Here is a 24,044-nt window from a genome sequence, read left to right as displayed (position 1 = left end):
AGGCAAATTGTCACGCGCCGAGGTGACTCCGACAGACGAGGTGGGCAAACAGCGCTCATCGCTGCCGAGCGCGGCATTTGCAACGAGAACGGTATTTATAAAGAGAGCTTTGCAACGAACGCGTCGCCCTGGCCTGCGCTCGAGAGCGCCCCTTGACCGAAGTTGATGGCGCCGTAGAAGCGGCCGGCGACCAGCACGCTCGCGCCCGAGCCCGCCGCCACGTCGAGGCCGACCTGCGTCTGGACGTCGCCGAACAGCTTGCTGAACACGTGATCGCCCGAGGCGCCGAGCTTGACCAGGTAGACATCGGTCTTGCCTCGGCTCGTCAGCGGCCCTCCGCCGAAGTCCGCCGAGCCGAACAGCGGCCCCGCGAGCAGGAGATTGCCGGCGGAGTCCACCGTGACGCTCGCGCGCGCCCCGGTCTCGAAATCGGTGAGCAGCTGGTCCTCGCCGTCGCCGAAGCGCCGGCTCATGAGGTGCGCGCCGGCGCCGGAGAGCCTGGCGACGAACAGATCCCGCCCGCCGGCGCTCGCCAGCGGCTCGCCGCCGAGATCGATGGTCGACGCGAACGTGCCCGTGAGCGCCACGTCGCCCGTCGCTGGGTGGACCGCGACGTCGTGGGCCTCGTCCGCCTCGGCGCCGCCGAACCGGGCGCTCCAGACGTGGTCGCCGGAAGGACGGAGCTTGGCGAGGAAGATGTCGGAGAGGCCGGCGCTCTCGAGCGGCGCGCCGCCCAGATCGATGGATCCCTCGAAATACCCCGCGACGAGCAGGTTGCCGTCGGCGTCGGCCGCGATCCCGTGGGCGTAGTCGTCGCCCTCGCCGCCGGCGCGCATGGCGAGGAGCGTCCGGCCGTCGTCCGAGGCGAGGCGCAGCACGAAGGCGTCGCGCATGCCCGCGCTCGTGAGCTCGCCGGCGCCGAAGTCCACGGCGCCGTTGTAGCCGCCCGCCACGAGGACGTTGCCCGCCGCGTCGACGGCGATGCGGTCGCAGCGATCCGCGCCGGATCCGCCGAAGAGCCGGCTCCAGATGTGCTCGCCGTCGCCGCCCAGCTTGACGACGAAGACGTCGTCGCTCCCGCGCGACGCGAGCTCGCCGCCGCCGAGGTCGACGCGGCCGAAGGCGCGGCCCGCCACGAGGACGCTGCCCGCCGCGTCGACCGCGAGCGCCATCGCGAACTGGTTGCCGTCGCCCGGGAACAGCTTGCTCCAGACGTGCGCGCCGAACCTGTCGAACTTCGCCACGAAGGCGTCCGTGCCGGTGGCCGTGAGCGGGCCGCCGCCGAGATCGACGGTCCCCTCCAGCTGGCCGGCCACGATCACGTTGCCCTCCGCGTCGAACGCGACGGCTCGCGCGTACTGGCCGTTCGCGTCGCCGAAGCCGCGGCTCCACACGTCCTCGCAGGCGGGCGTCGCGCCGTCGCAGTCCTCGTCGTCGGGCGTGTCGCACGCGTCGAACGCGGGCAGGACCTCCCCCACGCACGGGCCCCACGACGTGCCCTCCGCGTTGCAGGCCCGCGTGCCGGCCGCGCAGCGCCCGACGCCGTCCGTCCCCCCCGGGCCCGTGTAACACGCCTCCTGCGCGCCGGGCGTACACACGCAGCCTGGACAGCCGCAGTCGAGGCCGCTGCACGCGGCCGGCGTGAGCTCCGCGATCCAGGCGGCGACACACGCGATCTCCTCGGACGAGTACGGGGCCCCGCCGAGCGGCATGCGCGCGCCGCACGAGGGCGCGTCGGTGAGCCGCACGTAGAGCGCGCTCTCCTCCGGCCGATCGGGGTCGGCGAGCACGCCGGCGCAGTTCGTGGCCGGGCGGCGGGCGACGCGATCGCCGACGCCGAGCGTGACGAGGTCGAGGCCGGCCGCGGGCTCGCCCGGCCCGTGGCAGCCCCCGCCGCCGCACCGCTCGGCGAACACCGCGGGCACGTCGGCGCATGCGGCCTGCGGGCCGCCGCCGCCGTGCCGCCGGTCGAACCGCTCCTGATCGTCGATCGTCCCCGGACACCCCGCGAGCAGCGGCAAGGCCGGCGCGACGAGCGCCGCCGCCGTCACCGCCGTCGCCGCCGTGAAGCGCCCGCCGCGACGGGCAGACCCGGCGCGCGCCGCGCGCGCTGAGCGCACCTCACTCCCCATGATAAGCCACCCCCAGGTGAACGCTGAAGAGCTGGTCGAGCGCCCCGCCCGCGATGTACGTGTCCTCTGGCTCCGAGTCGAAATCGTAGAAGAACCGCGCGTACGACGCGCCGGCGCGCGCCTCGAGCCCCGGCGCGAACGGGGCGGCGACCGCGACGCGGAAATCGACGCCTCCGGCGCTCGGCGCGCGGAAATGAGAGGCGAGGGCTCCCATCGAGAGGGGCGCCTGCACCCCTCCCCCGGCCTCCAGCGCGACCGGGCCGACCGGCAATCGCCCGTCCACCCCCAGGCGCAAGGCGACGTAAGACACCGACGCGGCGTCGCGCGACGGGTCGCCCGTCGACTCGATATCGAAGTCGGTCCAGCGGAGTCCGCCGCCCGCGAACAGGACCGGCCCGTCCTGCCCGGCGAGGCGGTAACGGCCCCGGAGGCCGGCGTGGAGCCGGCTCCACGAGGTCGATACGCCCGCTCCGCCGGCGCCCTCCGAGTCGAGGCCGAGCGCGCGAGCGTACGAGAGCTCGACGCCGAGGTCGCGGAGCACAGGGACGGCGCTCCGCGCGAACGGGTACAGCTCGCCCCGGAGGGACGGCATGGGCACGCCCAGCACCTCGTAGGTGCGGAGGTTGTCGGAGAGCAGATCGCTATAGGACAGCGTACGACCCGCGATCTCGAGATCGACACCCGCGCTGAAGAGCGCTGTCCCCGCGGCGGGGGGGCGGGCGCCCTCGTCGCGCTCGGCGCGATCGGCGCTGGACGCCGCGCCGGGATCGGCGAGCGCCGAGCCTGGCGCGAGGAGCGCCAGGAGCATCGACAGCGCCGAGCGCGCCGCGCCGAGCAGCGCGGCCGCAGAAGAGCGGCGCGCGCGGCGCCGCGGCGCCCGAGGAGAGAGAGGAGAGACAGGACAGGCGAGCGTTCGCCTTTGCATTGGGCGCGAGCATAGTCGCTCCGTACACCGCAGGTCGAGCCGCCTTCGAAGGCCGGAGTCCGCGGCAACGCCGTAAGACACGCGCACACGGGATGATCACATCGGCCCCGTGCTCCCACTTGATTCGGCCGCTCCGAGCGCGGCTCCTATCCGGGAGCGACGGTTTGCCATACGCTCCTTGAAGATGGCGAGATGGCGCGCCACGCACACACGGCCGCGCCGCGCACGCTGCACGGAGGGGAACGCGCCGTGCCCTGCTCGCGCTCGCCGACGAGGCACCATGGCTGAACCAAGAGCTCTCCGCTGGCCCATCGGCCTGCTCCTCCTCGCCTCCTGCTCAGGGCAGTTCGGCGATCTCCCCGCGAACGACGACGACGACGACGGCGGCGAGGCGACCGCCCCGCTCTGCGCCTCCATCGAGCCAGGCGAGTCGCCGCTCCGCCGCATGACACGGGTGGAGTACGACAATACGATACTCGATCTCCTCGGCGACGACAGCCACCCTGCGAGGGGCTTCGTGCCCGAGGAGGAGTCGCTCGGCTTCAACAACCAGGCGGCGGCGCTCGTGGTGAGCCCGCTGCTCGCGGAGCAGTACATGACCGCCGCCGAGGGCATCGCGGCGCGCGCGGCGGGCAAGCTGCTCGGCGAGGCGCCCTCGTGCCGCGGGGCCGCGGCGGGCGCCGCGTGCCGCGGCGAGATCGCGGCGCTCATCGCGTCGCTCGGCAAGCGGGCGTTCCGCCGGCCCCTCGCCGAGGACGAGATCGCCGAGCTCGCGGCGCTCTTCGACCGCGGGCTCGGCCTCGGGGACACGCCCGACGACGCGTCGACCGGCCTCTCGCTCGTCGTCCAGGCGATGCTCCAGTCGCCGCACTTCCTCTACCGCGTCGAGCTCGGCATGCCGGATCCGGTGGAGGGCGACGTCGTGCCGCTCACCTCGTACGAGATCGCCTCGCGGCTCTCGTACCTGCTCTGGGGCACGATGCCCGACGACGCGCTCTTCGCGGCCGCCGAGCAGGGGGCGCTCGGCACCGCCGCGGAGATCGAGGCGCAGGCGCGGCGCATGCTGGACGATCCGCGGGCGCGCGAGGCGGTGAAGAACTTCCACCGCCAGTGGCTCGGGCTCTCGAAGATCGACGAGATCGCCGCGGGCGGGAGGGATCCGGAGCTCTACCCCGAGTACCGGGACGAGCTCCTGCCGCTGTTCCAGGCCGAGACCGAGGCGTTCCTGGATCACGCGATCTTCGAGGAGGACGCGAGCGTGAGCGCGCTGTTCACGGCGTCCTATTCGGTGATGAACCGGGAGCTCGCCGAGCTCTACGGCGTCGAGGGAGGCCCGAAGGGCGAGGCGTTCGAGCGGGTGGAGCTCGATCCGTCGCAGCGCGCCGGCTTCCTGACGCACGCCGGGCTGCTCTCGCTCTACGCGAAGCCGAACCGGTCCTCGCCGGTGCACCGCGGCCGGTTCGTGCGCCAGAGCCTGCTCTGCCAGATCCCGCCGCCGCCGCCGGACGTGGTCCCGGAGCCGCCGATGGTCGACCGGACGAAGACGACGCGCGAGCAGTTCTCGCAGCACGTGTCCGACCCGGGCTGCAGGAGCTGCCACGCGCTGCTCGACCCGATCGGGTTCGGCTTCGAGCACTACGACGCGCTCGGCCGCTGGCGGGACGCCGAGAACGGCATCCCGGTCGACGCCAGCGGCGAGCTCACGCAGACCGACATCGACGGGCCGTTCGACGGGGCGGTCGAGCTCGCGCACCGGCTCGCGGAGAGCGAGCAGGTGCGCGCGTGCGTCGTGAAGCAGTGGTTCCGCTTCGGCTACGGCCGCGCCGAGCAGCGCGAGGACGCCTGCAGCCTCTCGCAGGCGACGGAGGCGTTCGAGGCGTCCCGGTACAACATCAGGGCGCTGCTCGTGGCGCTCACCCAGACCGACGCGTTCCGCTACCGGCGCGAGATCGACGCGGGAGGCAACGTGGGAGACGACGCAGGGGGCGCCTCGGAGCGCGCCCCGGGAGGAGAGCCGTGATGAAGCCGTTCCGACTCAGCCGCCGCGCCGTGCTCAGGGGCCTCGGCGGCGCGGCGCTCGCGCTGCCGTTCCTCGAGGCGATGGGCTGCTCGAAGCGGCTCGCGCCGGCGTCGGAGCAGGCGGGGCGGGCCGCGTTCGGGCTCGAGTTCCCGAAGCGGTTCATCGTGCTCTACACGCCGAACGGCACCGTCCCGCCGGACTTCTGGCCGTCGTCCTCGACGTTCCGGGACGGCGAGGAGCTGTCGCCCATCCTCGCGCCGCTCAAGGACCACAACAGGGATCTGCTGGTCCTCGGCAACGTGAGCGCGCTGTCGGCGCTGACGGGGCCGGGCGACGCGCACCAGAAGGGCACGGGGCAGTGCCTGACGGCGCGCGCGATGCAGGAGGGCGACTTCCCCGGCGACGCCGGGCTGTCGTGCGGCTGGGCCGACGGCATCTCGCTCGACCAGGAGATCGCGAACCACATCGGCACGAAGACCAGGTTCCTCTCGCTCGAGCTCGGCGTGCTCGTCTACGGGGCGACCGTGGGCGCGCGCCTCGCGTACCGCGGGCCGGCGCAGCCGCTGCCGCCGGAGAACAGCCCGTACGCCGCGTTCGACCGGCTCTTCTCCGACCTGTCGGTCGCGCCCGCCGACGCGACGCGGAAGACCGAGCAGCGCAGGGCGGTGCTCGGCAAGGTGGCCTCGGACTACGACCGGCTGCGCAGGCGGCTGGGCGCCGCGGATCGGCTGAAGCTCGAAGGGCACCTCGCGTCGGTGGAGGACATCGCGTCGCGCCTCGATCGCGGCTCGGCGCCGGCCTCGCCGGCGTGCGCCGCGCCGGCGCTGACGCCGGATCTCGACGTCGACAAGGTCGCCAGCATGCCGGAGCTCTGCCGGCTCCAGCTCGATCTCATCGCGATGTCCCTCGCCTGCGATCTGACGCGGGTCGCGAGCCTGCACTTCACGAACTCCGCGACGACCAAGGTGCTGAGCTTCCTCGGGCCGGACATCACCGAGGGCCACCACCCGATGGCGCACAACGGCTACGCCGATCAGGTGAACCGCGGGCGGCTCACCAGGATCAGCCGCTTCTACGCCGAGCAGCTCGCGTACCTGATCGCCAGGCTGAAGAGCATGCCGGAGGGCGACGGCACGGTCTTCGACAACACGGTGATCTTCTGGACCAACGAGCACGCGGACGGCAATCACCTGCGCAAGAACATCCCGTATGTCCTCGCCGGGAGCGCAGGTGGCCATTTCAAGACGGGCCGATACGTCGTCCAGCAGAAGGAGGTCGCGCACAACGACCTGCTCCTGTCGCTGCTCCACGCGATGGGCATCGAGGCCGACACGTTCGGCGACCCGGACTTCTGCACAGGACCGCTCGTGGGGGTGTGACGAGCCGAGGGGCGCGGGGCGCCGCCCGATGCGGCGCGGGGCCCACGCCGTGGTGGGCGCCGCGCGGGGCGGCGCACCACCGCGGCGCGCGAGCGAGACGCCGGCGCACCCGCAACCGGAGCGCGGGCGCGCCCGGCCTGCCGCTCACTGCACGATGTAATGCCAGGTCGGCTCGGTCTCGACCTTGAGGTCCGTGCGCTGGGTGTCGGTGCAACCATCGGAGTAGGCGCAGAAGAGGGTTCGCGCGGCGACGCGGACCTTGTACCTTCCATCAACGTGCGGCGGCTGACCGACGTAAGTCGGGAAACAACCGGCGCCAAAGATCTCGTCGCCGCTGCTGCTCCACGTCCCATGGGCCTCGACGGTGCTGACGGTGGGCGACAAGGAGAAGTTGGTGCTCCATACGTAGTAGCCCGCTAGCACGTGAGTCCTCTCGCAATCAGCCTCATTGTCGATGCTACCCCAACCGCCCTTGGGCTGGGCCCAGATCTGAAGATCGCCGTTGTTGGCGGCAGCCGGTAGATTCCTGTATTCCACGACGTACTGATAAGGGCAAGTCGGGGGGTTGTACGTCCAGTCCGGGCTTGCTTGCAAGCTGAGGGTCGAGTTGATGGCCCCGTCCGCGGCATCCAAGGTGGACATGTTGAGCGTCCCGCAGCCCTCGTCGCCGATGCCCTGCCGAGCCTCGCCGATCCCGTCGCTGGCCAGCTCCGACTTGAGCGATTCACCTTCAACGCAGCCGACGGCAAGCACAGACAACACCGCCGCAGCGGTCAAGAACAAGGCTTTCATGTGTTCCTCGATGGTTTGGAAGAATTGCAGTCACGGCCTCTGCTCTCCGGGAGGCGGGCCGCGCGCCGCACATTGCAGAGACCGTGCCCGGTCCGCGACGTTAGGAGCGCGTCGCCCATGACCCGCGACTCCGGGGTTGTCGGGTGGGCTTTCCTCGACACGAACGCGAGAAATCCCGCGAAGGAGCGAGCTCTGCCGGGAGGAGACACCGGCATCGCTGCCTGCTACCGCGTTCCGCGGTTGTCACGATGGAGCCGTGACATGTCACGATGGATCCGTGACATGTCACGCTGGAGCCGTGACATGTACGCCGCTTGTCTCAGGAGGCCGAGAAAGGCGCGCCCATGGCAGCGCGCGAGCGCGCGACCCGACGGCGCACGACGGCCATGCCGACCCGGCGAATCCACAGCGGCTCACGAAGCTCAGCCGCTCCTGCGCCGAGCACGAGCTCCCGCCCCGCCACGGACCACGACAGGCCCCTTACCAGCGGCCTCCGAAGCCCGTAGGACGGGGCGCCCCCATGGATTGCTCGGCCGTCCCCACCTGCGCGGGATTGTGATCGTGCAAGAGGAGGATGCCGGCCGACAAGGCCGCCGCGACGACCGCCCCGGCGCCGACGATCCATATCCACGGCGGCGTCCCGCCGAGCTTCTCGGCCGGCACCAGGCCGACGCGGACGCTGCTCAGCGCCTCGTCCTGAATCAGGATCTGGGCCTGGTAGGGCACCTTCCCCGGCGCCGTCACCCTCACCACGTGGCGGCCGCCCGGCACGATGCCCTCCCACTGCCCTTCGCCCAGGAGCTCGCCGTCGAGCGCGAGGCGATCGCCCGGAGAGGCAACGATGGAGAGCCTGCCGCCGTTCATCGGCCGCGCCAGCCGGACGTCGAGCGCCAGCTGCGCGCCAGGGGACACGCTCTCCGCGCGGAGGTGCTCCTTGAACCCCGGCTTGAAGACACGGATTCGCCTCGTGCCGGCGTCGACGATCACCTTGCCCGGGAGCGGCGTCTTCCCGATCAGCTGGCCGTCGATCGTCACCTCCGCGTCCCGCTCGCTCGCGGTGATGTCCAGGTGACCGACGAGGGCGCTGGCCTTCCGCTCGACCTCGGCGATCGTCGCCCAGTCCTCCGGGAGCAGGACGCCGCGGTCCTCCTGCTTCAACCTCTCCACCAGCGCAAGGAGCTGGCTGTACCGGTGCATCTTGGACGTGCAGGCGATCATGTTCCAGAGGAGGCGCGCGTCCTTCGAGCTCTCGTAGGCGCTCTGGAACTTGAGGAAGGCGCTGGCGAAGTCGCCGTTGCGAAAGAGCGCCTTGCCGGACTCGTAATCGGCCCTGGCCTCACCGCTCAGCCGCTCGCGGGCAGGCGCAGGAGCAGCCTCGCCCGGCGCGGCAGCGGCCGGCGCAGGAGCAGCCTCGCCCGGCGCGGCAGCGGCCGGCGCAGGAGCCGCCGCCGGCGCGGCAGCGGCCGGCGCAGGCGCCGCCGCCGGCGCGGCAGCGGCCGGCGCAGGCGCCGCCGCCGGCGCGGCAGCGGCCGGCGCAGGAGCCGCCGCCGGCGCGGCAGCGGCCGGCGCAGGCGCCGCCGCCGGCGCGGCAGCGGCCGGCGCAGGCGCCGCAGCAGGGGGTCGCTGCGCGGCCGCGCCGCCGGCCGTGGTCAACACCACGATGGCGACCGCTGGCGCGAGCCGCGTCGCCGGGCGGCGCGAACGCACAGGCGCCTCGCCTGCCTCCAGAGGGAATGCGGGGTGCAACGGGTCGGAGGCCGGTGGTTTCTGTCTCATCTGAGCGGTGGTTCCAAGGGATTCGTCCCTCCGGGCGAAGGCGGCGCCTTCGGCGTCGCCGACGCGCTCGTGGCCGGGGGCGCGCGCCGGCCCTCGAGCGCCGCCCCGGAGGGCGCCGCGTCGGCGGCCGGCGCGACGACCGGGGAGGCCGACGGCTGCTGCGGCGGCAAGGCGTCACGGATCGCCGGCGGCGGCTCCGGCGCGATCGGCGGATCCGCGCCGCGCGCCGCGGTGTCCTGCCGCGCGCGCCGCGGCGCCGTGTCGTCCTGCGAGGCCGCCGCGGCCTGCAGCGCCGCCGCCTGCGGCGCTCTGCCTGGCAGCGCGACCGCGCCCCAGAGGGCGAGCGCCAGCACGGCGATCACGACCGCCCCGAGCGCCGCCCCGAGGATCCTGCGCGACCCGGGCCGGGCGGACGTCCGCGTGAGCCCCCGCGTCGTGGGCAGGAGGCTCGCCATCGCGCCGGACGGGGCGCTCGGAGGGCTGCTGGCCGGCACGAGCCGCGGCGGCGGCGCCGAACCGGTCGGCGGCAGCGTCGGCTGCGCCCCCGCCGCGAGGATCCTCGCGGCGCGCTCCGCGCGCTCCTGCCCGCCCGCCGTCGCGAAGGGCACCAGCGCGCGCGCCAGGTCGGCCACGGTCTGCGGCCGCCGGGCCGGATCCTTCTGGAGGCAATGGAGGATCACGGCCTCGAGCCCCGGTGGGATGTCGCTCCTGAGCGCGGTGGGCGGGATCGGCTCGGCGCTCGCGACCTGCAGCACGAGCTCGGCGAGCGCCGGGGCCTCGAACGGCGGCTGCCCTACCAGGAGGCGGTAGAGCAGCGCGCCGAGCGCCCACACGTCCGAGCGGGCGTCGACCGAGCGCGACGACCGCATCTGCTCCGGGGACATGTAGATGGGCGAGCCGAGCATCTCCCGCGTCTGCGTCAGCGACGCGCCGACGCCCTCGGTGCTGCCCGGCACCTCCTTCGAGATCCCGAAGTCGAGGACCTTGATGAGCGTCGCCCCTCCGGGCGTCGTCGTGAGGAAGAGGTTCGCCGGCTTGAGATCGCGGTGCACGATGCCCGCGGCGTGCGCCTCGGCCATCGCCAGGCAGGCCTGCAGGACGTAGTCGGCCGCGTCCACGACGCTGAGCGTGCCGCGGGCGCGGAGCACGTCGGAGAGATCTTCGCCCTCCAGGTACTCCATCACGATGTACGGGATGCCCGAGCCGAGCTCGCCGACGTCGAACACCCGCACGACGTGCTCGCCCTTGAGGCGGACCACCGCGCGCGCCTCGCGGAGAAACCGCTGCACGAGCGCCGGGCTCTCCGTGCTGAGGAGGAGCTTGATCGCGACACGCTGCGGGAGGAACAGGTGGCTCGCCGCGACAACGATGCCCATGCCGCCTCGGCCCACGACGCGATCGACCCGGTACTTGCCGGCGATGACGTCTCCTTCGACGACAGGTGGCTTCATGAGAGCTCCGTGCTTCACGCCCGGCCACGGGGCGTGCCGCCATCCGAGCCTGCTGTGGTCGACGGTAGCACAGGTGGCCCCCGGCCGGTCCATCGACGGAGGCTTGCCCTCGCCTGCGATCGCGGGCCGGAGCGCGATACGATGCGACGATGAAGCGCTCACCTCGATGCATCTCAATGGCGGTAGGCTCGCTCGCGCTGCTCGTCCAGAGCGCGTGCGGCGGCGCGGTGATCATGGACGGCGGAGGAGACGGGGCCGGCGGCGCGGGCAGCACGAGCGGCCAGGGCAGCACGAGCGGCCAGGGCAGCCCGGATGGCCCGGATGGCCCGGTATCGACGACGAGCTCGGTCGCGCCGTCGCCGACGACCTCGGGCGGCGGTGGGCGCCAGGTGAGCGCGATCGTCTTCGGCGACTCGACCGTGACCTTCCGCGTCGCCACCCTGGCGCTGTCGTGCCGCGACCCCGACGCGAACCCCACGTACGAGCCCTGCAGCGACTGGTGGGACCTGGAGCTGCGCATGCCCGAGTCGATGCTCGCCGTGGGCGAGGTGGACACGGCGAGCGGCGATCTCACGATCTACGGGACGTCCTCTCGCGCGGACTGCGGCAGCACGGGGGCCGTCAGCGGCGGCGGCAACACGGGCTTCGGCAGGCTCACCATCACGGCGATCGACGCAACATCGGTCAGCTTCGAGCTCTCCGACGTGGGTCCCGTGTTCGTCGACGCCGACCCGAACGGCCGCTACGTCGCGCCCCGGTGCGCCGCGCGGTAGCACCGCGCGGCGGAGGAAGAATTCACGGCGATTGGACGGGCTGCTCGGGCTGCCGGTGCCGCCGGAGGGGCGTGCGAGCAAGCTTGAACGCTCCGTCTCGGAAGGTCGCCTCCGCGGCCCGCGCTCGTGAAACGTCAGAACGGACGTCGCGACCTGGGGTCTGGCGTAATTTTACAGGAGCGCCCAGGTCCTGACCTGGACCTCGCGTCCCAAGCAGGATCCTGGAGAGATCGCGACCTGGGCGCTGGTCAAAAAACGATGGCTTGGACAGGTCGCGACCTCCGCGCCGCCTCCGAAACGACCCTTCCGCCAGGTCGCGACCTTCACGCCGCCTCCGGAACGACGCTTCCGCCAGATCGCGACCTCCGCGCCGCCTCCGGAACGACCCTTCCGCCAGATCGCGACCTCCGCGCCGCCTCCGAAACGACCCTTCCGCCGATTCGCGACCTGGGGGTCGGCTTCCCAGGCGGATGGCGGCGAAGCGCTTCGTCGATGTGAACCATCCTCGGCTCTCGGCACGCCATGAGCCATCCATCAGGAAAAGAGAGCCAAAACGATTCGAGGACGTGAGGGCGAATCGCCGCGCTCAGCGGTCGCGCTGGACCGGACCTGACATCGCATGCTCGATGTGAGCGGCGGCTCGATGAGCCGGGTCCTTCACTCCAGCACGACGCTCACGCTCTTCGTGCCCTCGTATCCGTCGCCGCGCACGGTCACCGTGAGCCCGAGCTTCTGACCTTCGAGGGTCTCGCGGTCCCACGCGAAAGGGTGGTAGAGCGCGCCGTCCGAGACCAGGAAAGAGCCGGTCTTGATGAACTGGACGTTGAACTGCGCGGCGGCGATCCCCTCGGGATCGCTGGCGAGCGGGCCCTCGAGCTCGTTCGCGAGGCGCACCACATGGCACGTCTCCTCCGCGTCGCCGGGCAGCGCCTCCACCTGGACCCAGGGCGTGATCATCATCGAGCCCTGGTTGCCGAGGATCAGTCGCACGCTGGCACCGTCGGCGTAGGGCACGAACGTCCCAGACGACGCGTCGCCGATGTCGACGGCGCGGGTCTCGGAGAAGTCCTCGCCGAACAGCGTGGGACAATCGCTGGCTTCCGCGGGGATCGACGGATCACCGTCGACAGGGCCACACCCGGAGAGGGACGCGAGAAAAGAGAAGGCAGACGGTAACAGGCAGGATCGCATTGCGCGCGCAGAGCTCCGAAAAAGCCGGGACGGGCCGGGCAGGAGAGACGCCGGCTCGCAGAGGCGCGAGGGCGAGGGCGAGCTGTAGCACGCCGGGTCCGGAGCCACCTCGGCGAGCAAAGCGCGTCCGAGTGGCACGCGCGCTGCCTTCGGCTCGCGGCGATGCTGAACTCATCACGGCGAAACGCCGGCGGCCCCGCAGGTGCTCTGACGTTGGTGTCGCGGTCACGACAATCTGTGTCGCCTCGATTCGCGGTCCTCCGCCACCCCCTCTTCCTTGGCGCCCTGGCGCTCCTGGTGGTCAACGACCACCTCCTGAAAGGCGCCGGGCTCTTGCCTGGCGCGCTCACCGGCAAGCTCAGCGATCTCGCCGGCCTCGTGGTCGCCCCCGTCCTCGCAGCGGCGCTCGCGGACGCGCGCACGTCGCGCGGGCGGGCGCTGGCGTTCGCGGCGGTGGCCGCGCCGTTCGCGGCGATCAAGCTCTCGGCCGCCGCCGCGCAGCTCCTCGTGGGGCTCGTGGGGCTGGCGGGGATCACGTGGCGTATCTGGCAAGATCCGACGGACCTGGCCGCGCTCGTGGTCCTCGTCCCGGCATGGCGCCTCTCGGCGCGCGCGGCTTCCAGCCGGGAGCGCTCGGCCCGGAGCGCCGAGCAAGGCTCGCGTACCGGCTGGGTGCTCGAGCGCGCGATCCTGGGGGCGTCCGCCGTCGCCTGCGTCGCGACCGGCACCCCCGCACCCGAGGGCTATTTCACCGACGCCTATCTCATCAATGCGACGCCCGGGATCGTGGACGTTCGCGTGCGCTGGGTGGACGCGTCGCTCGATTGCTCTGCCGTCACCTCCGGCGATCCGACACGCATGTTCGGGCCGAGCGCGTTCAACCTCGGGATCACGTACCGGCTGGACCCGCAGGACACGCTCCCGCTCAACCGGACCGAGGCCCACCTCGCCGCAGGCAACTTCGAGGAGACGGCGCCGACCCCGGAAGGGCGTTGCGAGGTGGTGCTGCTCGAGACCGATGGACTGCGGCCTGTGATGGCATGGTGGTCCGATCTGCAAACCGTCATGATTCCGCAGAAGGTGAACGACGACAGCGATTTCTGGAAGGACGCGGAGACGGTGGCGGGGCGCGTCGCGCTGAAGCCGGACACGATGGTGGCGCCCGGACAGGTGAAGACGGGCGCGCTGCTGACGAACGTCGGGCCCTCGTCGTGCGCCGGCGCGCCTCAATCGTCCTTCCAGTGGGCCGGCCCCTGGTCGAAGCAGGTGGTCGGCGAGATCGCGCACATCGATGCACTTTCGGACGGCTGCATCGAATTGACCATGAACTACCGGCGGCGCGGCCCCGACGATGGCTCGGGCAGCGCAGGCGGCGTGGGCACAGGCGGCGCGGGTGCCGGCGGAGCCGACGTCGGTGGCGCTGGCGGCGCGGGTGCCGGCGGAGCCGACGTCGGTGGCGCTGGCGGCGCGGGTGCCGGCGGAGCCGACGTCGGTGGCGCTGGCGGCGCGGGTGCCGGCGGCACCGGCGGCGAGGGCAGCGAGGGCGGCGCGGGTGCCGGCGGCGAAGGTGGAATGGGCACCGGCGGCGAGGGCGGCGGCGAGCCGGACCCGAGCTTCACCCCTCTGACTCACTACCTGTGCATTCCGATCGAAGACTTCCCGTTCTCGGCGGGCGAAACGGTGCAATGGTCCGACGAGGGCGACCACCTCGAGATCTCGGCCGTCGACTCGGCGAAGCGGATCGAGGTCTATCCCAACGTCGTCGAGCTCCAGCTCGGGGGCCTCGCTGTCTCGATCGAGGCGACGGGGTGCGAGGGCGACCGGCTGGGCTGCGGCGCCTACGTCACCGACGCGGCGGTGGCGGTGCAGAGCGGCGGCGAGAAGACCCTGCTGAGCCCTGGAGACGCCCTCGAAGGGCCCGACTTCCGCGTGCGGGTCGGCCGCGCCGAGCGCGTGCTCGCCGGGCGTGACGAGTGCGACGCGGGCTACCAGACGCCCAGCGCGTCCGCGGACCTGTTGATCGCTTACGAATGAGGAGAAGCCATATGTCGTCGAAGATGAAGCTGGTCTCACTCGGTCTCTGCGCCGCCGCCGCCGGTTGCTCCACCGACAACGTCGGCGAGGGCAGCGGCGTCCCCGCAGGCTCGGTCAACGTGGCCCAGGGCGGGGCGCAGGACATCTCCCAGTTCCGCGCGATCGTGAAGGCGGGGAAGGTGCCCACGCTCGACACGCTGGATCCGGTCGGGTTCTTCGCCGAGCACGCGATCGACCTGCCCGACGCCGACTGCGGCAAGGACGTCTGCGTTCACCCGTTCCTCGCTGTGGCGCCGCGCTTCAACGGGGGGAACTGGACGATGGCCTTCGTCGCGATGAACACCGCGGTCGACCCTTCGAGGCTGGACAGGCCGCCGGTTCACCTGGCGATCGCGGTCGAGAACAGCCGCTTCGCCGAGATCGATGAGGGCGCGCTGGACGCGGGGATGGGAGGGCTGCTCGAAAGCCTCCGTCCCGAGGACCGCGTCAGCGTCATCCGCTATGGCGAGCGGGTCGATCGCCGCGCTTTCCTCGCAGCGCCGGGGTCGGCGGAGCTCACGCGCCTCATCACCGACGAGCGCCTCGGCGACGGCGCCGGCGAGATCGTCGGCCTCTACGAGGGGATCGCCGCCGCCGAGATGGCGTTCGACGAGGGCGACGCGGCGGGCTTCGAGGGCGCGCACCGCGTGCTCCTGCTCACGAGCGGGCACGCGACGAGCGGTATCACCGACCCCGACCGCATCCTCGGTCTTGGCGAGGCGCTGGTGGAGAACGGCACGGCGTTCGGCGTGATCGGCGTGGGTGAGCGCTTCCTCGTGAAGATCCCGTCGGCGCTGGGCTCGATGGGCGCGGGCACGTACGCCTACGCGCTGAGCCCGGGCGATCTCGGCGGTTTGCTCTCGGAGGAGGGGAAGACAACGCTCTTCCCGCTGGCAACGGACTTCAGCCTGGAGGTGACCCCGTCCGCCGGCTACAAGGTGGGGCGCATCTACGGGACGAAGCGGGCGACCGCCAGCGCCGCGGGGGCGGCCCTGGAGATGCCGGCGCTGTTCATCGGCCAGCGCGACGGCGCGACCGACGTGGGCGGCAGCCGCCGCGGCGGCGGTGGTGGTCTGTTCGTGGAGCTCCTCGCCGATGCGTCCCTCGCCGACGGCATCGGGCCGGACAAGGCGGCCTTCCAGGTGACGGCAGGCTGGACCTCGGCGAAGGACGGAGCCGCGCAGGACGTCGACACAACGCTGCTCAACGCCCTGCCTCCCGGGCAGAACCCCGACTCGAGGTGGTGGAACATCTCCGACGGCGGCTCGGGCAAGCCGTACATGATGCTGAACATGTACCTGGCGCTGCGCGGCGCGCTCGACTTCTACCAGGCGGGCGACTGCCGGCGATCGCTCGGGGTCATCGAGATGATGAAGCCGCCGATCGGGGCGTGGCTCGGGAAGTACCCGGACACGGACATCCAGGACGACAACAACCTGATGTTGATGTTGCGACAGAACATCGAGGATGCCTGTCGTGCGTCGCAGTCGTCCACGGAGCCCACGCCCCCCCTCGACTTCGACGGCGGCTGCGGCTGGCTGTGACCGCCGCCTCCGCCCTCTGAACGCCGCTCGGCGGTCGCGGAGAGCCGGCGTGCATCACGGCTGTCCGATGCCTGCGATCGCCCGGAGCGCCTGAACCGTGTTGTCGAGGTGCCCCCTCGCCTGGACGAGGTGGCTGATCGTCCTCCGGATCTCGCGCACCGCCGGGCGGAAGACATAGAGCCCTTCGAGGAAGAGGACCCCCAGGGTCACACACAGCAAGATCAGCTCGACGAGCCGGAGCCGCTCGATCCGCGCCGTCGCCTCGTGAGCATACTGAGAGACGACGCGGTCCATCCCGCTCAGGAAGCCCGGCTCCGCGGCGAGGATCGCGGCGACGATCGGCTGGATGGCGGCCGCCTCCGCCGGCTTTTCCCCGCCGGCGCCGACCGCGGCGAGGAGATCCTTCCCGTCCCGGAGCATGCTCTGGTGCAGCGGCTCGATCGCCTGGAACATGCGTGTCACCTCCGGCGTGTTCTTCCCCGGCAATCCCATCCCGGGATCGCCGTGCTGGAGCGCGCGATGCGACCGCTCCCAGAGCGCCATCACCTGCGCCAGCTCGTCGACGCGGCCCTTGCGCTCGGCGGGGTCGGTGGTCACCTGGAACGTGAGCGCGGCCTTGCTGAGCCGCTGGCTGAGCATTCGCTGGCGGCCTGCCACGTTGACGACGTGCGCGTCGCTCGTCTGCTGGTTCAACGCGTGCTGCACGAGGAGCTGGGCCACGACCGACAGGAGCGCCACGGCGCCGAGCGCGCTGACGTACAGGCGCGTCAACCGGCGGGTCGGTGCCAGGAGCTCAGAGGAAACCTGCGCCATTGTTCTCTCTCCGTGGGCGAGTGTGGAGACATTACCCGACCATTGGAACGAACGTGTATCGCTCATGTTTCCGAAGAGTGCTTTGCGCGCGCCGCCCCGCGCTCCGCCGTTTCAGGCGGACGCGCTCAAAAAAAGCTGAGATCTCATGACCGCTCCATGGTAAGACTCGCCCGAGAGCGCTCCTCATGAGGCCCCTTTGCGCTGGCCTTGCCGTAGCGTCCACTGGAACCAGGAGAATGTCTCATGCAAGAGCGTACCGCGTTGACCGCGGGCGGCGCGCCGCCGAGCGCGGCCGGAAACGCACCTGAGCTCTTGCCGAAACAGTTCGGCAAATACACGCTCTTGTCGAAGCTCTCGGCGGGGGGCATGGCGGAGATCTTCCTCGCGCTGCATCGCTCGTCCTTCGGCTTCGAGAAGCTCGTGGTGATCAAGCGCATCCTGCCCTCGATGAACCAGGATCCGTCGCTCATCGACATGCTGCTCCACGAGGCGCGCATCGCGGCGACACTGTCGCATCCCAACATCGTCCAGACGTTCGACGCCGGGCAGGTGGACAGGACGTATTTCATCGCGATGGAGCACATCCACGGCGAGGACGTCGGCTCGATCGTGCGCGAGGCGGCGGAGCGCGACCCGGGAGGGATCCCGCTCGAGCACGCGCTCAGCATCATCCTCGGCGTCTGCGCGGGGCTCGCGTACGTCCATGACAAGCGCGGCCTCGACGGTGCGCCGCTCGGCATCGTCCACAGGGACATCTCGCCGCGCAACGTGGTCGTGAGCTACACGGGCGACGTGAAGATCGTCGACTTCGGCATCGCGCGGAGCGAGCTCGGCGACGTCGAAGAGCAGAAAGAAAACGTGCTGATGGGCAAGTTCGCCTACATGGCCCCGGAGCACGTGGCGGGGGATCGCATCGACCATCGCGCGGACATCTTCGCCGCCGGCGTGGTCCTGTTCGAGATGACGACGGGCAGACGGCTGTTCAAGGGAGGGACCCAGATGCGGACGCTCCTCCAGATCCACGGCTCGGAGTACCCCCTCCCGAGCGCGATCAAGCCCGGCTACCCGAAGGGGCTGGAGAAGATCGTGCTGCGCGCGCTCGAGAAGCGGCGGGAGGATCGCTACCAGTCAGCCCGCGAGATGCACGCCGCGCTCGAGGAGCTCATCCGCGACGAGCGCATCCCCGCCTCGCCCATGGGCCTCACGGCATGGATGGAGTCGCTCTTCCGGGACAAGCTCGCTCGCCACAAGGAGGCGCTCCTCGGCGTCAGGCAGCTCATCGACGTGATCGCGGCGCAGCAGCAGCGCTGGTCGCTGGAGATGAGCGGCGGCGCGACCGTCTCCCAGAGCGGCGTCCCGACGAGCACGAGCCCGACGAGCTTGAGCAGCCCGCCGCCGCTCTCGGGCAAGGGCGGTGTTGCGGCGTTCATCCCGGCCGCCAGCGCGCTCGCGCTCGTGCCTGGGTTCCTCTACATGCAGGGGCAGCTCTCGGAGCGGCACGCCGAGTTCATGACGATGGTCCACGACGCCCAGGCGAGCCGTCAGGAGCCGCCCGCGCCGCTCGAGGCGAAGGGCTCGCTGGAGATCACGAGCAAGCCCGAGGGCTGCACGTTATGGGTGAACGGCGAGCGTCACCCCGTCGCCACGCCGGCCAAGGTCCACGAGCTCCCGCTCGGGCGCGAGCTCCACATCAAGCTCACGAGAGACGGATACAAGCCGTACCGCACGGCCGTGAAGCTGAGCGACGAGGCACGCTTCAAGGAGATCGTGGCCGAGCTGGACAGGCTCACGGCGACGGTGGTGCTCTGGGTCGATCCGCCGGCCAGCATCTTCGTCGACGGGAAGCTCTGGAAGGGCGATCGCACCAGGATCGAGGGGCTCACGGTGGGCGAGGGGCATCGCTTCGTGCTGTCCGCCCCCGGGCATGCCTCCAGGACGCTGATGGTCAATGTGGAGCCGGGAGAGACGAAGACGCTGAGCGTCCGGCTTCCGAAGCTCGGCGCGCAAGCGCCGGTGGAGGAGCGCGCCGAGGGCGCGCAGTGACGCTGCGCGCCGCGCGTCTCCCTCGTCATGCCCTGACGGCCACCTGCTCGCCCGGATCATCGCGCAGGAACGCCAGCGCCGCGCGGGCGAACGGCTCCTTCCACTCGCCGAAGATGGGGCCGTGTCCGCCGTTCGGCAGGATCCACAGGCAGGAGCGCGGGATGGCGCGGTACAGCTCCAGGGCGAGCTCGGCCGGGTAGAGGGGATCGCGGTCGCCGCTCACGATCATCGTGCGCGCCGTGATGGTCGACAGGTGGGGGGGCGTGAAGCTCATGTCGTCGTGGCTGGCCGCGAAGCGGCGCGGCTGATTCCACAGCGCACGGATCTGCGCGTCGCCGAGCGCGTGGCGGCTCCTCATGTCCCGCCATTCCTCCTCGGAGCGGCCCTCGTCGGAGACGAGGCGCATGATCGCCCTGGCCTGCTCGGGGAAGTACGGCGTCGCGGAAACGAGGACCATCGACGCGACGCGGTCCGGCTGCTGCGTGGCCAGGTGCAGGAGGCACTTGGCGCCGAAGCTGAGGCCGATGGCCCGGAACGCCTTCACGCCCAGGTGGTCGAGGAGGGCGAACACGTCGGAGGCGCACTGGCGGATCGTCAGCGAGCCAGCCGGGTTGGTCGAGCGGCCGTGGCCGCGCAGATCGGGGGTGATGACCGTGTGTCCACCCCCGAGCTCCGCGAGGTCGAACACGTGAGCCCAGTCCCCGCCCGCTCCGGTGAAGCCGTGGAGCAGCACGAGCGGCGGCCCTTCGCCGCGGAGCTCGTAGTACATCTCGATGTCGTTGACGGGCGCGGTGCGCCCGGTGGCCGTCGCTGTCGCCATTCGCTCCTCCGATCGCTCGACCGCGGCCGATCCGCGGCCGGTCGCGCACGATCTGTAAGCGGCGCGCTTCGCTCTTGATAGCTGTGCTCTTCTCGCGTAGAATGCCAGCCGGTTGGTGAGGCGGCAGCGACATCGATGACAGCCGCATGGCCGTGCTGGGCGCGGAGCTCGGCGTGTCGGGCATATCCACCGACGTCGGCGCCTTCCAACGGTCAGTCACGACCCTTCTTGTCGTCCGCGGGAATGAAGGGGAGGCCGCCGCTCGGGTCTGGGGCCGTGACGAATACGTCCATTGGCGCGGTCCGCGTGCCGGGGGCGGGAGGCGGGGGCTCGGGCGAGTAAGGGAATACGACGTACTTCGGCCACACCGGCGGAGGGGCGTACGGAGCGAGCAGGGCCGCGCCGAACACGACGTCGGTCGGCTCCGGAGACGGTGAAGGCACGTGGCCCCGGAACGTGACCGAGACGAGCCACCGATCCAGATCCACCCGGACCGTGTCGGCGACCATAGGGACTGGGCTCGACCGTCCGTTGCGGAAGAAGACGTGCCCGCTGGCGAGCACGCCCGGCAGCACGGCGTCGATCACCCGGTGGCGCGTGTGAAACCCTTCCAGGTAAATCCGCTCCTTGCCCTGGAAGAAACCCTGGATGCGCTGATCCGGCGGAGCGGCCGAGTACACGTCCCACGAGAAGTTGGGCGGCAGGTTGATGGGCGAGCGGCTCCACGCCTGCTTCTCGTGCGGCTTCAGCCGGTCCGCGCGGACCGGCCAATACGGCGAGAGGCTGCCGAGGCCCACGGCGAGGCCTTCGGCCTTGGGATGCAGGATCCTCGAAGGGATCTTCGCCCCAGCCCGGACGCCTGCCGGATTGAGCACCTCGTCGTACGCGGCCAGCTCGTACCGGAGGGGGACGGAGACGAGATCGGCCCCTCCGGCGTCGACATCGCCGCGCAGGTCGAGCAGCTTGTCGAGAACGACGCCCCGCCCCTCGGCCTCCTGCACCAGCAGGCGGACGCGGGTCACCCGCCCTCTCTGCACCACGGCGCTGCCTCGGACCAACGCCTCGCCCCGCGGGAGATAGGGGATCAGGTCGGAATGGTCCTCGAGGCTGTGGAGCGTGCTCTGCTGGTAGAACCTGTCCTTCTCGAGGATCGGCTCGGGGGCGGTGAGGCTCATCCAGCCTGTCTGGAGTACGAATGAGATCTTGGCGATGCCGGTGACGTACGAGGCGCCGCCCATGGACCACACGACGGCCGCGGCCCGGAGCGGCCGAGTCCGCGGATCGGCGCCGCCGTGGAGGACGAAGCACGGGACGTCGCCCGCCTCGATGCGCGGCGTGGGAGCGGCCGCCCAGGGCGAGCCGGGGTTCGGGTCTGCCTGCATCGTGACGGGCTCGACCGCGGGCGGTGGGGTCGGCGTGAGCAAGTACTGGGGCACGAAGACCTTGGGCTCGGGCGGCCGGGGATCGACGTACGGCTGCGCCGCCTGGACGCGGACCTCGAGAAAAGGCTGGAGGTCCCACGACACGCACGCGCGGGTGGCCGCGCGCGCGTCGTCGTCGTCGAACGCGCCGGGCGTGGCGACCACGATGGATCCGACGGGGGCGGGCACGACGACGGTGGGGGGACGCGAACGAAGGCGGCGGCCCCAGCCGCTCGGGCGAGAAGGTGGCCCACCCGACGCGCGGCGCCGTCGCCTCGGAGACGGCCCGCGGCTTCTGGTACGTCGTCTCGACGAACGCGTGGGTCGGCGAGACGACGGCGAGCACCTCCTCGAAGCGCCTCAGCAGCGCGTCGGGGCCGGTCGTGCTCCCCACGCCGAAGCGCACCTCACCGTAGAAGGCCACGTCGCGCGGCGGGCCCGCGCCCTGGTCGGCCGCGTCGCCCTCGGCGCGGAAGCAGAGATAGACGTCGGCGAACTCGGCGTCTTCACGCCGGTTGAACGCGCCGAACCGATGCGTGGGCGCGCCCGCCGGCCGCTCGCCGAGCCAGTCGACGGCCGACGCCCGGAGCAGCGCGACGAGCGTCTCGTCCCGATCGATGGCGACGACGCGGAACGCGGCGTCGTACGCAGCGAACATCTGATACGGCATGCCCCACCCACGGGCCACCTCGAGCAGGCGCGAGACCTCGGCCGCCACAGCCTCGACCGGGGTGGGCGCGCCCAGGCGGAAGAAGACGATCCGGTGGTGGGCGTCGGGGGGGAGGAAATCCACGATACCGACCTTACCACCGGCTCCCCGGCCATCAAAAGCGCTCGCGCCCGGCGCTCCGCGTGCGTCCGTGGCCTCCGTCCGGTCGCGCGCTCGCGCGGCGACGACCCGGGCGCTGGCGCCTGCCCGTCGCGATCGGGCAGCGGCGCCCTACGCGTGGCGTGCCCGATCCACCTCGGCCGTGGTGATGTCGCTCGTGGGGGCGCTGTAGCTGCCAATCCAGGGAGTGGCCGTCCACGTCGTGCCGACCTGACACGCGTAGTAGCGGAGGTTCCAGTAGAGGACCGAGGGCTGGGTGATGTCCATGAGGGTGCGCGAGGCGTCGGCGAAGTCCCACGACGAGAAGCCCGTGCGCCCGTTCGCGCCCCAGGCGACCATGGAGGCCCCGACGGACTCGCGCCAGCTCACGATGCCTTGAGCGTACGCGGCCCCGGGGTAGAAGAAGATCTCGAAGCGGTCAGCCTCCAGGGCCCCGGTGTCGTCTTCTCCGGGGGTCGACGACGGATAGGCCTTCTCGACGAGGGTGACCGTGTTCGGGCCGTTGCAGATGAGGTCGAGGTCGTGGTTCGTGGGGATCATGGGCACGGCGACCTCGGAGTAAGGCGCGACGCCGGAGCCCCACCCCTTCGTCCAGCGAGGGCCGCCCGGCGACCAGCGCCAGTGCATGTGCAAGCAGTCGTGCGAGCAGAACGGGGCCATCGCGAGCTGGTCGAGCCGCATGCTGGAGGGCGAGATCGCGTCGTACTGGCGCGAGCCCGGCGGCCACGCTATCGCGGCCCTGTACGTCACGAACGCGGCGTCGAGCCGGAGCCGGGGGGCAATGTGGATGTTGTCGAACTCGCCCTGTCGCGGGCGCTTCTCGATGCTGGTGAACGTCTCGGGCGAGGACGCGAGATCACGGTGCCCGCAGCTCGCCTCGGTGCGGGTCGACGACCTGTCGCGGCGGACCACGTGGAGCGGCGTGCCGCCCAGGCGGACGTCGGGATCGACTTCGTAGTAGGCGAACACGCCCGACCAGAAGGGTTTGAAGGCGTCGTTCACGCCCCACGGGTCCTCGTTCGAGTCGGCCACGAGCAGGCTCTTGATGTCGGCGTAGGCGTTGCAGCTCGTGCCGGGGACGGTGCCGTTGCCCGTATCGAGCGTGGTGGTGCGGGCAGGGCGGGTGAACTTCGCCGCCGTCTCGATGCGCTTGAGGCGCACGTTGGAGCGCACCATGACGTGCGGGTAGATCCGGCCCATCCCCACGATGCCGCCGGGCTCGAAATCGGCGCGCTCGCGCAGGGTGGCGAGCGTGACGGCGATGATCACCCGGGGCGGGAACACCGACACGCCGCGCGTGCCGCCCGAGGTCGTCATCGTGGGGGCGACCTCACTGGGCATGAAGTCGCCGCTACACATCCGGTCGAGCCAGCGGTCGTTCTCCGGATCGGACGCGGACGCGCCGCTCGACAGGTAGTCGCTCAAGGCCTGCTCGCTCGGGTCCGTCGGAGAAGGGACGTAGGGGCGCACGTTGCCGCCGCCGATCTCGTACGCGAAGGCGATGACGATGCCGTGATCGAGGTACGCCGCGAGCGGGTGGAACAGGAGCGCGTTCTCGCCCACCCAGCCGCCCGTGACGTGGAACTTGCTGTGGACGTAGTCGAGGGTGAGCGGGAGATCGAGGGTGGCGCCGGCCTCCGTGACGATGCGGACCTCGGGCGAGACCGAGGTGCCGTTCAGGCGACCGAGGTCGATCGAGGTCAAGACGGAGTGCGTCTTGTATCCGGTGTCGCGGACGCGCGCCGTGACGGAGGTGAAGCTGCTCGGCGTCGCCCCGGTGTGCTGAAAGGACCACAGGCGCTGGCTCGCGGTGGTGCTGTCCCACCAGGCGGCGAGGTTCTCGGCGGCGCCGGACGGCGGGCTGGGCGCCGAGGGGGCCGGCGGGCGCAGATCGGCGCTCTTTCCGAGCGGCCTGACATAGGGGAAGAGCTGCGCGGGGGAGAGGACCGCGGACTCGCTCAGGCGAGCGGCCCTGCGGGCGGCGGCGACGCCGATCCCCAGCGGCATGGTCAGTCGGAGGAGGGAAAAAACGCTGTGCGCCATGGCGACTCTCCCGTTCGGC

17 protein-coding genes are annotated in these 24,044 nt (G+C 71.4%); 7 read left to right on the top strand and 10 right to left on the bottom strand.

The genetic code is table 11. The features are described 5' to 3' along the window. Window positions 1-95: 95 nt before the first annotated feature. Both WMF44_RS05720 and WMF44_RS05715 read right to left on the bottom strand, forming a co-directional pair. Window positions 96-2,120, bottom strand: coding sequence for an SBBP repeat-containing protein (locus tag WMF44_RS05720; protein WP_437298107.1), 2,025 nt, complete (start codon window positions 2,118-2,120; stop codon window positions 96-98). 1 nt (window position 2,121) lies between these two features. Further along, entirely contained in the window at window positions 2,122-3,057 is a 936-nt protein-coding gene (locus tag WMF44_RS05715) for a hypothetical protein (protein WP_437298106.1), read from the bottom strand. 280 nt (window positions 3,058-3,337) lie between these two features. Between WMF44_RS05715 and WMF44_RS05710 the strand changes: the two genes are divergently transcribed. Next, a complete protein-coding gene (locus WMF44_RS05710; RefSeq protein ID WP_437298105.1) occupies window positions 3,338-5,077 on the top strand; it encodes a DUF1592 domain-containing protein in 1,740 nt (579 codons plus the stop codon). Beyond that, entirely contained in the window at window positions 5,077-6,456 is a 1,380-nt protein-coding gene (locus WMF44_RS05705) for a DUF1552 domain-containing protein (RefSeq protein ID WP_437298104.1), read from the top strand. The genes WMF44_RS05710 and WMF44_RS05705 overlap by 1 nt, the downstream gene beginning before the upstream one ends. Before the next feature lie 144 nt (window positions 6,457-6,600). Here the strand turns inward: WMF44_RS05705 and WMF44_RS05700 are convergent, their stop codons facing one another. From WMF44_RS05700 to WMF44_RS05690, 3 genes are all read right to left on the bottom strand, one after another. After that, window positions 6,601-7,248, bottom strand: a complete 648-nt coding sequence (locus WMF44_RS05700; protein ID WP_437298103.1) for a hypothetical protein — start codon at window positions 7,246-7,248, stop codon at window positions 6,601-6,603. A gap of 480 nt (window positions 7,249-7,728) precedes the next feature. Further along, a complete protein-coding gene (locus tag WMF44_RS05695; protein WP_437298102.1) occupies window positions 7,729-8,955 on the bottom strand; it encodes a PEGA domain-containing protein in 1,227 nt (408 codons plus the stop codon). A 65-nt stretch (window positions 8,956-9,020) separates the two neighbouring features. Then, window positions 9,021-10,475, bottom strand: a complete 1,455-nt coding sequence (locus WMF44_RS05690; protein ID WP_437298101.1) for a protein kinase domain-containing protein — start codon at window positions 10,473-10,475, stop codon at window positions 9,021-9,023. A 176-nt stretch (window positions 10,476-10,651) separates the two neighbouring features. Here WMF44_RS05690 and WMF44_RS05685 point away from each other — a divergent pair, with 176 nt between their 5' ends. After that, complete coding sequence (locus WMF44_RS05685) at window positions 10,652-11,248, top strand: hypothetical protein (RefSeq protein WP_437298100.1); 597 nt, start codon at window positions 10,652-10,654, stop codon at window positions 11,246-11,248. 657 nt (window positions 11,249-11,905) lie between these two features. On the opposite strand, the gene WMF44_RS05680 is transcribed toward WMF44_RS05685, so the two are convergent. Beyond that, the gene (locus WMF44_RS05680; protein ID WP_437298099.1) at window positions 11,906-12,439 is read right to left on the bottom strand and encodes a hypothetical protein; all 534 of its coding nucleotides are present in this window, start codon (window positions 12,437-12,439) and stop codon (window positions 11,906-11,908) included. Window positions 12,440-12,676: 237 nt separating this feature from the next. On the opposite strand from WMF44_RS05680, the gene WMF44_RS05675 reads away from it, so the two are divergent. Both WMF44_RS05675 and WMF44_RS05670 read left to right on the top strand, forming a co-directional pair. Then, entirely contained in the window at window positions 12,677-14,473 is a 1,797-nt protein-coding gene (locus WMF44_RS05675) for a hypothetical protein (protein ID WP_437298098.1), read from the top strand. Between the two features lie 11 nt (window positions 14,474-14,484). After that, entirely contained in the window at window positions 14,485-16,056 is a 1,572-nt protein-coding gene (locus WMF44_RS05670; protein ID WP_437298097.1) for a hypothetical protein, read from the top strand. Between the two features lie 54 nt (window positions 16,057-16,110). On the opposite strand, the gene WMF44_RS05665 is transcribed toward WMF44_RS05670, so the two are convergent. After that, window positions 16,111-16,869, bottom strand: coding sequence for a type IV pili methyl-accepting chemotaxis transducer N-terminal domain-containing protein (locus tag WMF44_RS05665; RefSeq protein WP_437298096.1), 759 nt, complete (start codon window positions 16,867-16,869; stop codon window positions 16,111-16,113). A 243-nt stretch (window positions 16,870-17,112) separates the two neighbouring features. Between WMF44_RS05665 and WMF44_RS05660 the strand changes: the two genes are divergently transcribed. Beyond that, entirely contained in the window at window positions 17,113-18,912 is a 1,800-nt protein-coding gene (locus WMF44_RS05660) for a protein kinase domain-containing protein (protein WP_437298095.1), read from the top strand. Between the two features lie 25 nt (window positions 18,913-18,937). On the opposite strand, the gene WMF44_RS05655 is transcribed toward WMF44_RS05660, so the two are convergent. Next, complete coding sequence (locus WMF44_RS05655) at window positions 18,938-19,732, bottom strand: alpha/beta fold hydrolase (protein WP_437298094.1); 795 nt, start codon at window positions 19,730-19,732, stop codon at window positions 18,938-18,940. A gap of 212 nt (window positions 19,733-19,944) precedes the next feature. Next, window positions 19,945-21,342 (bottom strand): DUF2169 domain-containing protein, encoded by a 1,398-nt coding sequence (locus WMF44_RS05650; RefSeq protein WP_437298093.1) that lies wholly within the window; start codon window positions 21,340-21,342, stop codon window positions 19,945-19,947. Window positions 21,343-21,398: 56 nt separating this feature from the next. Here WMF44_RS05650 and WMF44_RS05645 point away from each other — a divergent pair, with 56 nt between their 5' ends. After that, window positions 21,399-21,569 (top strand): hypothetical protein, encoded by a 171-nt coding sequence (locus WMF44_RS05645; RefSeq protein ID WP_437298092.1) that lies wholly within the window; start codon window positions 21,399-21,401, stop codon window positions 21,567-21,569. A 524-nt stretch (window positions 21,570-22,093) separates the two neighbouring features. Here the strand turns inward: WMF44_RS05645 and WMF44_RS05640 are convergent. Then, complete coding sequence (locus WMF44_RS05640) at window positions 22,094-24,025, bottom strand: hypothetical protein (protein WP_437298091.1); 1,932 nt, start codon at window positions 24,023-24,025, stop codon at window positions 22,094-22,096. Window positions 24,026-24,044 lie beyond the last annotated feature (19 nt).

The organism is Sorangium sp. So ce426 (assembly GCF_051475585.1).
Classification (GTDB): Bacteria; Myxococcota_A; Polyangia; order Polyangiales; family Polyangiaceae; genus Sorangium; species Sorangium cellulosum_B.
The sequence above is the reverse complement of the archived record's forward strand: the minus strand, read 5'-3'. Positions and strand labels throughout refer to the sequence as shown.

Bases quoted from the DNA above. Each gene is read 5' to 3' on its own strand.
- WMF44_RS05665 (WP_437298096.1), bottom strand. From the start codon at position 16,869: ATGGCGCAGGTTTCCTCTGAGCTCCTGGCACCGACCCGCCGGTTGACG.
- WMF44_RS05700 (WP_437298103.1), bottom strand. From the start codon at position 7,248: ATGAAAGCCTTGTTCTTGACCGCTGCGGCGGTGTTGTCTGTGCTTGCC.
- WMF44_RS05705 (WP_437298104.1), top strand. From the start codon at position 5,077: ATGAAGCCGTTCCGACTCAGCCGCCGCGCCGTGCTCAGGGGCCTCGGC.
- WMF44_RS05655 (WP_437298094.1), bottom strand. From the start codon at position 19,732: ATGGCGACAGCGACGGCCACCGGGCGCACCGCGCCCGTCAACGACATC.
- WMF44_RS05640 (WP_437298091.1), bottom strand. From the start codon at position 24,025: ATGGCGCACAGCGTTTTTTCCCTCCTCCGACTGACCATGCCGCTGGGG.
- WMF44_RS05690 (WP_437298101.1), bottom strand. From the start codon at position 10,475: ATGAAGCCACCTGTCGTCGAAGGAGACGTCATCGCCGGCAAGTACCGG.
- WMF44_RS05660 (WP_437298095.1), top strand. From the start codon at position 17,113: ATGCAAGAGCGTACCGCGTTGACCGCGGGCGGCGCGCCGCCGAGCGCG.
- WMF44_RS05685 (WP_437298100.1), top strand. From the start codon at position 10,652: ATGGCGGTAGGCTCGCTCGCGCTGCTCGTCCAGAGCGCGTGCGGCGGC.
- WMF44_RS05710 (WP_437298105.1), top strand. From the start codon at position 3,338: ATGGCTGAACCAAGAGCTCTCCGCTGGCCCATCGGCCTGCTCCTCCTC.
- WMF44_RS05680 (WP_437298099.1), bottom strand. From the start codon at position 12,439: ATGCGATCCTGCCTGTTACCGTCTGCCTTCTCTTTTCTCGCGTCCCTC.
- WMF44_RS05715 (WP_437298106.1), bottom strand. From the start codon at position 3,057: ATGCAAAGGCGAACGCTCGCCTGTCCTGTCTCTCCTCTCTCTCCTCGG.
- WMF44_RS05670 (WP_437298097.1), top strand. From the start codon at position 14,485: ATGTCGTCGAAGATGAAGCTGGTCTCACTCGGTCTCTGCGCCGCCGCC.